Source organism: Streptomyces sp. NPDC050534, assembly GCF_044457745.1.
Classification (GTDB): Bacteria; Actinomycetota; Actinomycetes; order Streptomycetales; family Streptomycetaceae; genus Streptomyces.
This window is the reverse complement of the sequence record NZ_JBITHF010000012.1, coordinates 26,320-40,620: the sequence shown is the minus strand read 5'-3', so window position 1 is coordinate 40,620 and position 14,301 is coordinate 26,320. Positions and strand designations below refer to the sequence as shown.

The window sequence follows — 14,301 nt, the reverse complement described above, 5'->3', positions numbered from 1 at the left end:
AGCTGCCCCCTGCCCGTCACCAGGGGTCTGCCCTCGCCTCAGCACCGACGATCAGAACACCTCTGACCTGGCCGAAGAGTCATTTCAGGGGAATCTGTCTCTGTGCGTCGGGAGAGGGACCGGTACGCGCGTAGTGAGTCCGAGCCCTCGGAAGGACCCCCTCTTGGCCGCCTCGCGCAATGCCTCGACCGCGAATACGAACAACGCCGCCAGCACCGCCCCGCTGCGCATCTCTTTTGCAAAGATCAAGGAGCCTCTCGAGGTTCCCAACCTGCTCGCGCTGCAGACCGAGAGCTTTGACTGGCTGCTCGGCAACACCGCCTGGCAGAGTCGGGTCGAGGAGGCTCTGGAGTCCGGTCAGGACGTCCCCACCAAGTCCGGTCTGGAGGAGATCTTCGAGGAGATCTCCCCGATCGAGGACTTCTCCGGGTCGATGTCGCTGACGTTCCGCGACCACCGCTTCGAACCGCCGAAGAACAGCATCGACGAGTGCAAGGAGCGCGACTTCACGTACGCGGCCCCGCTCTTCGTCACGGCCGAGTTCACCAACAACGAGACCGGCGAGATCAAGTCCCAGACGGTCTTCATGGGCGACTTCCCGCTCATGACCAACAAGGGCACCTTCGTCATCAACGGCACCGAGCGTGTCGTGGTGTCGCAGCTGGTCCGTTCGCCGGGTGTGTACTTCGACTCCTCCATCGACAAGACGTCCGACAAGGACATCTTCTCGGCCAAGATCATCCCGTCCCGGGGTGCCTGGCTGGAGATGGAGATCGACAAGCGCGACATGGTCGGTGTCCGTATCGACCGCAAGCGCAAGCAGTCCGTCACCGTGCTCCTGAAGGCTCTCGGCTGGACCACCGAGCAGATCCTCGAGGAGTTCGGCGAGTACGAGTCGATGCGCGCCACCCTGGAGAAGGACCACACCCAGGGCCAGGACGACGCGCTGCTCGACATCTACCGCAAGCTGCGCCCGGGCGAGCCCCCCACGCGTGAGGCCGCGCAGACGCTGCTGGAGAACCTGTACTTCAACCCCAAGCGCTACGACCTCGCCAAGGTCGGCCGCTACAAGGTCAACAAGAAGCTGGGTGCGGACGCTCCGCTGGACGCGGGCATCCTGACCGTCGAGGACATCATCTCGACGATCAAGTACCTGGTGAAGCTGCACGCCGGCGAGACCGAGACCACCGGGGACAGCGGCACGAACATCGTCGTCGAGACCGACGACATCGACCACTTCGGCAACCGTCGTCTGCGCAGCGTCGGCGAGCTCATCCAGAACCAGGTCCGCACGGGTCTGGCTCGTATGGAGCGCGTCGTCCGTGAGCGCATGACCACGCAGGACGTCGAGGCGATCACGCCGCAGACCCTGATCAACATCCGGCCGGTCGTCGCCTCCATCAAGGAGTTCTTCGGCACCAGCCAGCTGTCGCAGTTCATGGACCAGAACAACCCGCTGTCGGGTCTCACCCACAAGCGCCGTCTGTCGGCTCTTGGCCCGGGTGGTCTCTCCCGTGAGCGGGCCGGCTTCGAGGTCCGCGACGTGCACCCCTCGCACTACGGCCGCATGTGCCCGATCGAGACGCCCGAAGGCCCGAACATCGGTCTGATCGGCTCGCTCGCCTCCTACGGCCGGGTCAACGCGTTCGGTTTCGTCGAGACCCCGTACCGCAAGGTCGTCGACGGTCAGGTCACCGACGAGGTGGACTACCTGACGGCCGACGAAGAGGACCGATTCGTCATCGCGCAGGCCAACGCCACGCTCTCGGACGACATGCGGTTCGCCGAGAACCGCGTCCTGGTCCGCCGCCGTGGCGGCGAGGTCGACTACGTCGCCGGTGACGACGTGGACTACATGGATGTCTCGCCGCGCCAGATGGTGTCGGTCGCGACCGCCATGATCCCGTTCCTCGAGCACGACGACGCCAACCGTGCCCTCATGGGCGCGAACATGATGCGTCAGGCCGTGCCGCTGATCAAGAGCGAGTCCCCGCTCGTCGGCACCGGCATGGAGTACCGCTCCGCCGTCGACGCCGGCGACGTGGTCAAGGCCGAGAAGGCGGGTGTGGTCCAGGAGGTCTCCGCGGACTACATCACCACCGCCAACGACGACGGCACGTACATCACGTACCGCCTGGCCAAGTTCGCCCGCTCCAACCAGGGCACCTCGGTCAACCAGAAGGTCATCGTCAACGAGGGCGACCGGATCATCGAGGGCCAGGTCCTGGGCGACGGTCCGGCCACCGAGAACGGCGAGATGGCGCTGGGCAAGAACCTGCTCGTGGCGTTCATGCCGTGGGAGGGTCACAACTACGAGGACGCGATCATCCTGTCGCAGCGCCTCGTGCAGGACGATGTCCTCTCCTCGATCCACATCGAGGAGCACGAGGTCGACGCCCGTGACACCAAGCTCGGCCCCGAGGAGATCACCCGGGACATCCCGAACGTCTCCGAGGAGGTCCTCGCCGACCTCGACGAGCGCGGCATCATCCGTATCGGTGCCGAGGTCGTCGCCGGTGACATCCTCGTCGGCAAGGTCACGCCCAAGGGTGAGACCGAGCTGACCCCCGAGGAGCGCCTGCTCCGCGCGATCTTCGGTGAGAAGGCGCGCGAAGTGCGCGACACCTCGCTGAAGGTGCCGCACGGTGAGATCGGCAAGGTCATCGGCGTCCGCGTCTTCGACCGCGAGGAGGGCGACGAGCTTCCCCCCGGTGTGAACCAGCTGGTGCGCGTGTACGTGGCGCAGAAGCGCAAGATCACCGACGGTGACAAGCTCGCCGGCCGACACGGCAACAAGGGTGTCATCTCCAAGATCCTGCCCATCGAGGACATGCCGTTCCTCGAGGACGGAACCCCGGTCGACATCATCCTGAACCCGCTGGGTGTCCCGTCCCGAATGAACCCGGGACAGGTCCTGGAGATCCACCTCGGCTGGCTCGCCAGCCGCGGCTGGGACGTCTCCGGGCTCGCGGACGACTGGGCGCAGCGCCTCCAGGCCATCGCGGCCGACAAGGTCGAGCCCGGTACCAACGTCGCGACCCCCGTCTTCGACGGTGCGCGTGAGGACGAGCTGGCCGGCCTGCTGAACCACACGATCCCGAACCGCGACGGCGAGCGCATGGTGCTCCCGACCGGTAAGGCGCCGCTGTTCGACGGGCGCTCGGGTGAGCCGTTCCCGGAGCCGATCTCGGTCGGCTACATGTACATCCTGAAGCTGCACCACCTGGTCGACGACAAGCTGCACGCCCGGTCGACCGGCCCGTACTCGATGATCACCCAGCAGCCGCTGGGTGGTAAGGCCCAGTTCGGTGGCCAGCGGTTCGGCGAGATGGAGGTGTGGGCGCTGGAGGCGTACGGCGCCGCCTACGCCCTCCAGGAGCTGCTGACCATCAAGTCCGACGACGTCACCGGCCGCGTGAAGGTCTACGAGGCCATCGTCAAGGGCGAGAACATCCCTGAGCCCGGCATCCCCGAGTCCTTCAAGGTGCTCATCAAGGAGATGCAGTCCCTGTGCCTCAACGTGGAGGTGCTGTCCTCGGACGGCATGTCCATCGAGATGCGCGACACCGACGAGGACGTCTTCCGCGCGGCGGAGGAGCTTGGCATCGACCTGTCCCGGCGCGAGCCGAGCAGCGTCGAAGAGGTCTGACGGGAGTCCGGCCGGAGGAACTGGTGAGGAACCTCCGGCCGGCCCCAGGACCCCCGTATCAGACCCCATGACTTACAACCCTGAGAGGGATTGACGCATAGTGCTCGACGTCAACTTCTTCGACGAGCTCCGGATCGGTCTGGCCACCGCTGACGACATCCGTCAGTGGAGCCACGGCGAGGTCAAGAAGCCCGAGACCATCAACTACCGCACCCTCAAGCCCGAGAAGGACGGACTCTTCTGCGAGAAGATCTTCGGTCCTACCCGGGACTGGGAGTGCTACTGCGGCAAGTACAAGCGTGTCCGGTTCAAGGGCATCATCTGTGAGCGCTGCGGCGTCGAGGTGACTCGCGCCAAGGTGCGCCGTGAGCGGATGGGCCACATCGAACTGGCCGCCCCCGTCACGCACATCTGGTACTTCAAGGGTGTCCCCTCGCGCCTCGGCTACCTGCTGGACCTGGCGCCCAAGGACCTCGAGAAGGTCATCTACTTCGCGGCGTACATGATCACGTACGTCGACGAGGAGCGCCGCACCCGCGACCTGCCCTCCCTGGAGGCGCACGTCTCCGTCGAGCGGCAGCAGGTCGAGAACCGCCGGGACTCCGACCTGGAGGCCCGCGCCAAGAAGCTCGAGTCCGACCTGGCCGAGCTGGAGGCCGAGGGCGCCAAGGCCGACGTGCGCCGCAAGGTGCGCGAGGGTGCCGAGCGCGAGATGAAGCAGCTGCGCGACCGCGCGCAGCGCGAGATCGACCGCCTCGACGAGGTGTGGACCCGGTTCAAGAACCTCAAGGTCCAGGACCTCGAGGGCGACGAGCTGCTCTACCGCGAGCTGCGTGACCGCTTCGGCACGTACTTCGACGGCTCGATGGGTGCCGCGGCGCTGCAGAAGCGCCTGGAGTCCTTCGACCTCGACGAGGAGGCCGAGAAGCTCCGCGAGATCATCCGCACCGGCAAGGGCCAGAAGAAGACCCGCGCCCTGAAGCGGCTGAAGGTCGTCTCCGCGTTCCTGCAGACGAGCAACAGCCCCAAGGGCATGGTCCTCGACTGCGTCCCGGTCATCCCGCCGGACCTCCGCCCGATGGTGCAGCTGGACGGTGGCCGCTTCGCGACCTCCGACCTGAACGACCTGTACCGCCGTGTGATCAACCGCAACAACCGCCTGAAGCGCCTTCTCGACCTCGGTGCGCCCGAGATCATCGTGAACAACGAGAAGCGCATGCTCCAGGAGGCCGTCGACGCGCTCTTCGACAACGGCCGTCGTGGTCGCCCGGTCACGGGCCCCGGCAACCGTCCGCTGAAGTCGCTGTCCGACATGCTCAAGGGCAAGCAGGGCCGCTTCCGCCAGAACCTGCTCGGCAAGCGAGTCGACTACTCGGCGCGTTCCGTCATCGTCGTCGGCCCGCAGCTGAAGCTGCACCAGTGCGGTCTGCCCAAGGCCATGGCGCTGGAGCTCTTCAAGCCGTTCGTGATGAAGCGCCTGGTGGACCTGAACCACGCGCAGAACATCAAGAGCGCCAAGCGCATGGTGGAGCGCGGCCGCACCGTCGTGTACGACGTCCTCGAAGAGGTCATCGCCGAGCACCCGGTGCTGCTCAACCGTGCTCCCACCCTGCACCGTCTCGGCATCCAGGCCTTCGAGCCGCAGCTGGTCGAGGGCAAGGCCATCCAGATCCACCCGCTCGTCTGCACCGCGTTCAACGCGGACTTCGACGGTGACCAGATGGCCGTGCACCTGCCGCTGTCCGCGGAGGCGCAGGCCGAGGCCCGCATCCTGATGCTGTCCTCGAACAACATCCTCAAGCCCGCCGACGGCCGTCCGGTGACGATGCCGACCCAGGACATGGTCCTCGGTCTGTTCTTCCTCACCACCGACGGCGAGATGCGGAACGTGAAGGGCCAGGACCGCTCCTTCGCGTCCGTCGCCGAGGCGATCATGGCGTTCGACGCCGGCGAGCTCTCGCTGCAGTCGAGGGTGGACATCCGCTTCCCGGTGGGCACCATCCCGCCGCGCGGCTGGACGCCTCCGGCGCAGGAGGAGGGCGAGCCGGAGTGGCAGCAGGGTGACAGCTTCCGGCTGAAGACCACGCTGGGCCGCGCGCTCTTCAACGAGCTGCTGCCCGAGGACTACCCGTTCGTCGACTACGAGGTCGGCAAGAAGCAGCTCTCCGAGATCGTCAACGACCTCGCCGAGCGCTACCCGAAGGTCATCGTGGCGGCGACGCTCGACAACCTGAAGGCGGCCGGCTTCTTCTGGGCGACCCGTTCCGGCGTCACCGTGGCCATCTCCGACGTCGTCGTTCCCGAGGCGAAGAAGGAGATCGTCAAGGGCTACGAGGCGCAGGACGAGAAGGTCCAGAAGCAGTACGAGCGCGGTCTGATCACCAAGGACGAGCGCACGCAGGAGCTCATCGCGATCTGGACCAAGGCGACCAACGAGGTCGCCGAGGCGATGAACGACAACTTCCCGAAGACCAACCCGATCTTCATGATGGTGAACTCGGGCGCACGAGGCAACATGATGCAGATGCGTCAGATCGCCGGTATGCGTGGTCTGGTGTCGAACGCGAAGAACGAGACGATCCCGCGTCCGATCAAGGCGTCCTTCCGTGAGGGCCTGTCCGTGCTGGAGTACTTCATCTCCACGCACGGTGCCCGTAAGGGTCTCGCGGACACCGCCCTGCGTACCGCCGACTCCGGTTACCTCACCCGTCGTCTGGTCGACGTCTCCCAGGACGTCATCATTCGCGAGGAGGACTGCGGCACCGACCGCGGTCTGCGCCTCAAGATCGCCGACCGGGGCGCCGACGGCGTCCTGCGCAAGGCGGACGACGTCGAGACCAGCGTGTACGCGCGCTGCCTCGCCGAGGACATCGTGGTCGACGGCAAGGTGCTCGCCCCCGCGGGCGTGGACCTCGGCGACGTCCTCATCGACCAGCTCGTCGCCAACGGCATCGAGGAGGTCAAGACCCGCTCGATCCTGACCTGCGAGTCCCAGGTCGGCACCTGCGCCATGTGCTACGGCCGCTCGCTGGCCACCGGCAAGCTGGTCGACATCGGTGAGGCGGTCGGCATCATCGCCGCCCAGTCCATCGGTGAGCCCGGCACCCAGCTGACGATGCGTACCTTCCACACCGGTGGTGTGGCCGGTGACGACATCACCCAGGGTCTGCCGCGTGTCGTCGAGCTCTTCGAGGCCCGTACCCCGAAGGGTGTCGCCCCGATCTCCGAGGCCAACGGCCGCGTGCGGATCGAGGAGACCGAGAAGACCAAGAAGATCGTCGTCACCCCGGACGACGGCAGCGACGAGACGGCCTTCCCGATCTCGAAGCGCGCCCGTCTCCTGGTCAGCGAGGGCGAGCACGTCGAGGTGGGCCAGAAGCTCACCGTGGGTGCTACCAACCCGCACGACGTGCTGCGCATCCTGGGCCAGCGTGCCGTCCAGGTCCACCTGGTCGGCGAGGTCCAGAAGGTCTACAACTCGCAGGGTGTGTCGATCCACGACAAGCACATCGAGATCATCATCCGGCAGATGCTCCGCCGCGTGACGATCATCGAGTCCGGCGACGCCGAGCTGCTGCCCGGTGAGCTGGTCGAGCGCTCGAAGTTCGAGACCGAGAACCGTCGTGTGGTCCAGGAGGGCGGTCACCCGGCCTCCGGTCGCCCGCAGCTCATGGGTATCACCAAGGCCTCGCTGGCCACGGAGTCCTGGCTGTCGGCGGCGTCCTTCCAGGAGACGACGCGAGTTCTCACGGACGCGGCGATCAACGCCAAGTCCGACTCGCTCATCGGCCTCAAGGAGAACGTCATCATCGGTAAGCTCATCCCGGCCGGTACGGGCCTGTCCCGCTACCGCAACATCCGGGTCGAGCCGACCGAGGAGGCCAAGGCCGCGATGTACTCGGCCGTCGGCTACGACGACATCGACTACTCGCCGTTCGGCACGGGCTCCGGCCAGGCCGTCCCGCTGGAGGACTACGACTACGGTCCGTACAACCAGTAAGCGAGCAGCATGAGTTGAAGGGCGGTCACCCCTGGGGTGGCCGCCCTTCGGCGTTCGTGCGGTCCGTCAGTGCGGCGGCTGCTGGAGGTACGGCTGCAGGTGGTGCAGGCGGGTGTAGTAGTCGGGGTGCGAGGAGAGCAGCTTGCTGAGCGCGCTCTCCTCCAGCTTCACGCTCCCGTTCGCCGCGGTGAGCGCGGCTTCGGCCTGCTGCTCCTGCTGGTGCAGTTTGCCGAGTACGGCGGCCAGCATCGGAGCGAAGCCCAGCGCGGCCGCGTGTTCGTCGGCGCGCAGCTCGGAGCGGCGTCCGACTGCGGCGAGCGCGTACGGCACGGCCAGGACCAGCAGCGGAAGGCCGTACAGGGAACTGATCGTCGCCAGGGTGATGCTGCCGATGACCACCACGACGACGCCGACGCCGATGCAGCCGAAGGCCTTCGACACCTGGAAGACGACGCTGGAGAACGCCTTCAGGACGCGCCAGGCGATGCGGCCGGGCAGGGCGTACCAGTAGCCGAGGAGGCCGGCCCAGGCGTGGCCGCCGACGTGGTGGCCCAGCTCGTGCGCCATGACGGCGGCGAGTTCGCCGTTGGGGAGCTCGTTCATGGCGAAGCGGGTGACACCGACGATGTGGCCGGCCGCGGCGACCGCGTTCAGGCCGTCGCTGTCCTCGACCCACAGCTCGTAGGTACGGCCTTCTATGCCGGCGCGGGTCGTGACCTCGCGCCAGACCGGTTCGAGTTTGGCCCGTTCTTGTGGAGTGGGGTAGCGCAGACGGAGCAAACGGCGCGCGACGGCGCTTTCGGTGGGGCGGTGGAAGACGAGTGCGCCGCTGGCGAGCCAGGCCAGGATCACGAGGACGCCGAAGCCGCCGAAGAGGAGTGAGACCAGGCCGACGACGAACAGGCTGCACAGGAAGTTCGGCAGGTGGAGCAGGAGGCTGCCGACGGCGGTGACGTCGGTACGGCGCTGGTCACTGCGGATGTGGACCCGGCCGGTGTGGTCGGTGCTGATGTGGTGGGGGTGGGCGGTGGGGTCCGGGGGCGCGGGCGGTGTCGGTGGCGCGGTGGGAGCGGACGGGGGTGTCTGCGGGTACTGCGGGGGCTGGGCGGCCTGCTGGAACGGGGGCGTGTGGGGGTACTGCGGGGGTGCCTGACCGGGATATTGCGGTGCCTGTGAGCACTGCGGCTGCTGCGGTGGCCGGCGGTGCTGCGGCTCTACCGGCGGTCCGGCCCACTGCGGGTACTCCGGTGGCACCGACGGCTGAGGCGACTGTGCCGGGTACTGGGGGTACTCCGGTGGTTGCTGGGTCATGGTGTTCCTAGTGGTTGCTTCGGTCGGGAACGCTGGTGCGGCGGCTCAGCCGATCAGCAGGGACGCGGGGAGCAGGACCGTGCCGGCGCAGAACGCGATCAGGCCGGTGCGGATCCACTGGTGCTTGCGAGCGGCGATGTGGCTCGACTCGGTCAGGGCGGTGGTGAGGGCGGCGACGGGGTCGTGCGCCGTCTCGGTGAGCGCGGACTCCAAGTGGCCCTCGCGCGCGGCTTGCCGGATGTCGCCGAAGTACGTGAGCGGGCGGCCCGGCGTCCACGCTCCGGAGTTGTAGCGGGGGAGTACGGCCAGGAGCAGGGCGAAGAGGGAGACGGTGAGGGCGGTGGCGCCGGACCACCACAGCGCGGTGCCGACCGTGGACAGGGCCGCCGGGGTCCAGTTCCGTCCGGCGAGCAGCCCGCTGAACACCCCGGCCGTCGTCCCGAGCGCCGCGACCAGCACGGACGCCTTGCTGTCGGCCCGCGCGATCTCGCTCCGCTGGTCGGCGAGCAGACGTTCACAGAGGCGTTGGCGCTCGGGGGAGGCGACGGCTGGTACGGGTACGGGTGCTGGCGTCGGCGCCGGGTCGGTCGTCGTCATGTTCCGCTCGGCTCTGGGGAGTTGTCCTCGGAGGCCGTGTCGGCCGGCTGGTCCTGCGGGGTGCCGTCCGGGGCCTCGGTGGGCTGCGCGGGCAGGGTCGGGGAGCTGCCGTAGCCGGGCGGGGGCTGCCAGGCCGGGGCCGGTGGGGCGTACGGGTTGGGCGGGGGAGTGGAGGGCGTGGGCGGCTGCCAGGACGGGGTGCCGGCCGGCGGGGTGGGGGCCGGGGGCTGCGGGTACTGCGTCGCCGCGGGGTTGGCGTACGGGCCGGGTGGCTGAGGTGCCGAAGTCGCAGGTGTCTGGGGTCCCGCAGCGGCAGGGTGCTGCGGCTGCATCTGCGTTGGAGCCGCAAAGATCTGCGGCGAGGGCTGCCAAGGCGGTGACTGCGTTCCCGGCATGCCCTGAGGCGGCGGTGTCGGGGCCCCCGGCGTCGGCTCGCTGTCCGGTGGACCCGGGTGGCCGGGGCCGTCTCCCCGGGGTGGAAGCAGGGGCGGGGTCTGGGCCACTCCCGGGAGGCGTTGGTTGAGGATGTCGCTGACCGTGCGCAGGGCGAGTTGCTTGGGGCCCTCCAGCTCGTAGTTCTCCGCCTGGTCGCCGCTGAGGAGCTGGCCCACCAGGTCCATCTGGGCCTGGATCATGCGGAGCTGGTCCTCGCGCATGCTCTGCATGACGAGCCGGGAGTCCTCCGGGTGCTGGGCCAGGTGCAGCGCCCATGCCTGGACGCCGCCCTGGGACAGATGCCACTGGTAGAAGCTGATCTTCTCCGCCTCGATGCGTTGCAGCTCCAGCATCTGGTGGCCCTGTTGCAGGGCGAGTTCGTGCTGCTGCCCGCTCCCGAGCATCGCCTGCTCGTGCTGCCAGCGCTGCTGCTGGAGGATCAGCTCCTGCTGCTGATGCCCGTACGACGCGGCCCGCTCGATCTGCAGCCGGTCCTGCTGCCGGTCCCGGCGGTCCACCTCGACGTCGATCTCCATGCCGCGCTCGGCCGCCCGGATCTGCTCGGTGGCGGAGTGGTCGATGGCCTGGAGCCGACGCTGGTGGTCGATGTTCTCCTGGTCGCGGCGGAGGCGGAGCGTCCAGGTGACCTGGAGACCCGCGGGCGCCCCGAGCGGCCCCAGCACCATGACCGCCTGCAGCAGTTCGCGCTCGGCGTCCGCGCTGTCGGCGATCGCGAAGCGCCGCGTCACCGGCCGGGCCGCCTGCTGCAGCTCGCCCAGCACCAGCGCCGGCACGTCCCGGTGCCCGCTCGCCACGAACCTGGCCGGGTCCAGCACCTGCCAGGACAGCTCGACCGCGGCCGTGAACTCGAACGCGTCGTTGTCACTGGGCAGCGCGAGCTCGGCGGTGAACGGGTGCACGCCCATGTCCACCTCGTACACGGCCGTGTACCGCTTCGCCGCGATCTCGCTGCGCGTCGGCCGCCGGGGCGGCAGATACGGGTCGTAACCGCCCTTCGGCGTGGCGAAGACCAGGGCGTGGTCGATGCGGACCAGCGACTTGAGGTTGAAGTCGAAGCGGCCCAACTGGCGCACGGTGAGCACCGGGTCGACCAGTTCGGTGTGCCGGTCTGCCTGCTGCTGCCACTCGGGCGGACGGTTGAAAGCGGGCATGGTGCGTCTCTCCTCGGGGATGTGACAGGTCAGCGGGGCGACAGGACCGCGTGCAGGCGGGCGGCGACCGAGGGCGGCGGGTCGCCGTCCTCGCCGGGCATGGTCCGCAGCAGATGGCTCAGCCGGTCGTACTCGGCGGGCGAGGTCACCAGCCGGGGCAGCAGGGCGGCCAGCGCCCACTCGGTGGCCGTGGCGCGGTCGGCGATCAGCACCCACTCGCGCAGCACGTCGAGGGCGTGCCGGGTGGCCCGCGGGTCGGCCAGCGCGGCCCGCCACAGCAGGGGGATGCCGTGGGCGGGCTCGCCGTTCTCCTGTGCGGAGCGGGCGTACCAGTCGAGGACCAGCGGGGTGCCGTACCGTTCGCCGTCCTCGGTACGGCGGCAGGCGTTCACGAAGCCGCCGAGGGCCAGGTCGTGCACGGCGCGGTCGTCGTCGAGGTGCCCGCGCAGCTCGGCCAGGACCCGGTCGCTGGCCGGGGAGAGCAGCAACAGCTCGACGGCCTCGGCGAGTTCGCGGGCCATCTCGCCGTCGAGGTCGTCGGGTTCGTCCTCGTACAGCCTGCGCACGGCGCCGCGCAGCGCGGCCAGCGCCTGCTCCGGGCGCTCCGGTCCGATCAGCGCGTACGCCCGAACGGCCACCCAGCGCAGCCGCGGGTCGTCGCCCTCGCACCAGCTGTCCAGGATGCGTGGGACGTGAGGCGTGTCGATGAGGTGGGCGAGGGTGAGCGCGTTGACGGCGACCAGCCGCTGCCGGAACGGCTTCGAGGTGCCCCACGGCTCGATGACCAGGGCCATCGCGGAGGGCAGGTCGGTGCGGGCGAGGACCGCGACGGTGGACGCGGCGCGGGTGCGCACCAGGGGGCGGCCGTCGTCGGCGAGCCGGCGCAGCCAGCCGATCAGCGCGGGCCGGGCGGAGGGGTGACCGGTCCACACCTCGCGCAACAGGACGTACGAGACCCGCTCGTCGACGAACCGGGCCTTCTGCTGGGGCACCGGCCCCCACTCGGTGTGCTCGTCCTCCTCGAACCGCTCCGCGCGGGCGAGTTGGAGGCGCTTGCCGATGTGCGTGCCGAAGACCGGGACCTCGGGTTCCTGGGACCGGTTCCAGGTCTCCTGGAGGAGGCGGTAGAGCAGGTCGCTGACCTCGGCGGTCAGCGCGTACGGGCCGCCGTCGAAGGCGGCGAGGGCGACCAGGAACGCCTTGTCCCGCAGATGGACCGAGGCCTCGTCTTCCTCGAACCACTCCCGGACCTGGCTCTCCAGCGAGCCGAGCGAGTACTGCGCGACGGCGTCCGCGCCCAGCTCCCCGGCCGCGTGCCGGGCGAGCACCTGGGCGAACCCGACGACCTCGCGCAACTGGTGACTGCCGGCCAGGAACTCGGCCACGTCCGGGAGTTCGAGCAGCTTGGCGGCGGTCCCGGCGTCGGTCCGGGTGCGCAGATGGGCGGCGAGGACAGCGGCGGCGGCCGGCGGCCGCCAGGCCGCGGTGAACGGCACGTCCTCCAGTACGGCGGTGTCGTCGACGGTGACGATCAGGTACCCGTGCTCGCCGAGCCGGTCGCGGGCGGCGAGCAGGTGGGGTTCGCTCAGCGGGCGGTCGCGGCGGGTGGACAGGTCGCACAGGACGTATCCGCGGGAGCCGTCCTCCTCCGCACCGAGCTGGTCGGCGAGGGCGCTCGGGCCGGTGTCGCGGTCCAGGGTGCGGACGGCGGCGAGGCCGAGGCGGTGCAGCAGCATCAGTGCGGCCGTGCGGCGGCCGGTGAAGCGGGCGCCGGAAAGGATCAGTACATGGTCGCGGCGCAACCGGTCCAGCAGCCCGCCGACGAGCGGCTCGTCGGCGACGAAGTGCTCGGCCAGCCGTTCCAGGGTGGCCGCCGGGACCTCGCCGGACGCGGACGCCGAGCCGGAGAACCCCGGCATGGAGAACTGGTACACCGTCTTGGTGCCCATGATCACGTCGCCGTCGACCTGGTTGCCGGTGACGTTGTTCTGGTCGCCGCCGACCGTGCCGCCGCCGAAGCGGGCCCGGGCGCCGACGCGCATGCTGCGCGGGCTGTGGTCGACCAGGTCCCGGCGGGCCGACCAGGCGTTCTGCGGTTGGTCCCGCTCCTCGGACTCGTCGTCCGCGCCCTCTCTTCGGGAGGCGTCCTTGGCGTCCTTGGCGTCCGTGGCCTTCGGGTCGCCGTCGGCCGGTGGCCGGTCCGGCGCGGGACCGCCGCCCCCGGGCTGCGGCTCGGGCGTGCTCACGAGCCTTCACCCCGCCTGCCGCCGATGGTGAAGTCCCCGCCGATCCGGTTGCCGGTGACGTTGTTCTGGTCGCCGCTCACCGTGCCGCCGCCGATGGTGACCGGGCCGTCGAAGACCGGGCCCGGCGCCGGGGCTCCCCGGTCCGGCGCCGGGCCGCCCTGTGCGGGGACCCGCGGCGTCGGGAGGTCCCCCGAACCCCCCGACGCCTCCCCCGCCCCCGTGTCACCGTGGTCCTCGCCCGCCGCGCCGCCCGGCACCGGCCCGTGCAGCCAGGCCTTCAGCGGGCCGTTCTTGCTGTTCACCGTCACCGGGTGGAACTCGGCCTTGGGGATCCCGGTGTGGTCGTGCCGCACGATCCCCGCGTACAGGACGTCCGAGACGCACAGCGCGAAGTCGTCGGGGCGCTCCTGCAGCGCGTCCCGCAGGACCTGGGCGTCCAGCAGCCGGCAGGCGTGGTTGAGGTCGGAGCCGACCCAGCCGTCCAGCTCGTCCACCGCGACCCAGCCGGTGGCGACGACACCGCGCAGCCGGATCTGCGCGGAACTGGACGCCATCCGGTTGATCGTCCGCAGCTGTGCCGGCACCTGGGTGAGCAGACTGCGCAGCAGGGCCGTGACCGAGGCGCTCGCGTCGATGAGCTCCATCACCGAGTCCCCGCGGTCGGCCCGCAGTCGCAGCGTCTCGTCGATGCCGGCGGCCTCCAGGGCGCGGTCGGTGACGTCGTAGAGCATGCGTCGCAGATACGCCTGCTCCACGTCGTCCCGGTCGCTGTACCTCTCGATGTCCAGCAACAGGATCGTGCGGCTCGCGGGGTCGGTCATGGTCGCCTCTCCGAGGGGGTGCGGTGCAGGGCAGCAGCGTGGCGCGCGGGTGACCCGGGTGGTGAGGGCG

General features: G+C 69.5%; 7 protein-coding genes. 2 read left to right on the top strand and 5 right to left on the bottom strand.

What is annotated here, in order from left to right; genetic code table 11:
• Nucleotides 1–163 precede the first annotated feature (163 nt).
• Nucleotides 164–3,649, top strand: coding sequence for a DNA-directed RNA polymerase subunit beta (gene rpoB, locus ACIBN2_RS34165; protein ID WP_399140296.1), 3,486 nt, complete (start codon nt 164–166; stop codon nt 3,647–3,649).
• Between the two features lie 100 nt (nt 3,650–3,749).
• Nucleotides 3,750–7,649, top strand: a complete 3,900-nt coding sequence (locus ACIBN2_RS34160) for a DNA-directed RNA polymerase subunit beta' (protein WP_399140294.1) — start codon at nt 3,750–3,752, stop codon at nt 7,647–7,649.
• Nucleotides 7,650–7,715: 66 nt separating this feature from the next.
• Here the strand turns inward: ACIBN2_RS34160 and ACIBN2_RS34155 are convergent, their stop codons facing one another.
• The 5 genes from ACIBN2_RS34155 to ACIBN2_RS34135 are packed head-to-tail and all read right to left on the bottom strand — an operon-like array spanning nt 7,716 to nt 14,231.
• Entirely contained in the window at nt 7,716–8,960 is a 1,245-nt protein-coding gene (locus ACIBN2_RS34155; RefSeq protein ID WP_399140292.1) for a M48 family metalloprotease, read from the bottom strand.
• 45 nt (nt 8,961–9,005) lie between these two features.
• Nucleotides 9,006–9,557, bottom strand: coding sequence for a Pycsar system effector family protein (locus ACIBN2_RS34150; RefSeq protein ID WP_399140290.1), 552 nt, complete (start codon nt 9,555–9,557; stop codon nt 9,006–9,008).
• The gene (locus tag ACIBN2_RS34145) at nt 9,554–11,164 is read right to left on the bottom strand and encodes a hypothetical protein (protein WP_399140289.1); all 1,611 of its coding nucleotides are present in this window, start codon (nt 11,162–11,164) and stop codon (nt 9,554–9,556) included. The genes ACIBN2_RS34150 and ACIBN2_RS34145 overlap by 4 nt, the downstream gene beginning before the upstream one ends.
• Before the next feature lie 29 nt (nt 11,165–11,193).
• Nucleotides 11,194–13,410 (bottom strand): hypothetical protein, encoded by a 2,217-nt coding sequence (locus tag ACIBN2_RS34140; protein WP_399140287.1) that lies wholly within the window; start codon nt 13,408–13,410, stop codon nt 11,194–11,196.
• On the bottom strand, nt 13,407–14,231 hold the full coding sequence (locus tag ACIBN2_RS34135; protein ID WP_399140285.1) for a hypothetical protein: 825 nt from the start codon (nt 14,229–14,231) through the stop codon (nt 13,407–13,409). The genes ACIBN2_RS34140 and ACIBN2_RS34135 overlap by 4 nt, the downstream gene beginning before the upstream one ends.
• Nucleotides 14,232–14,301: the final 70 nt, after the last annotated feature.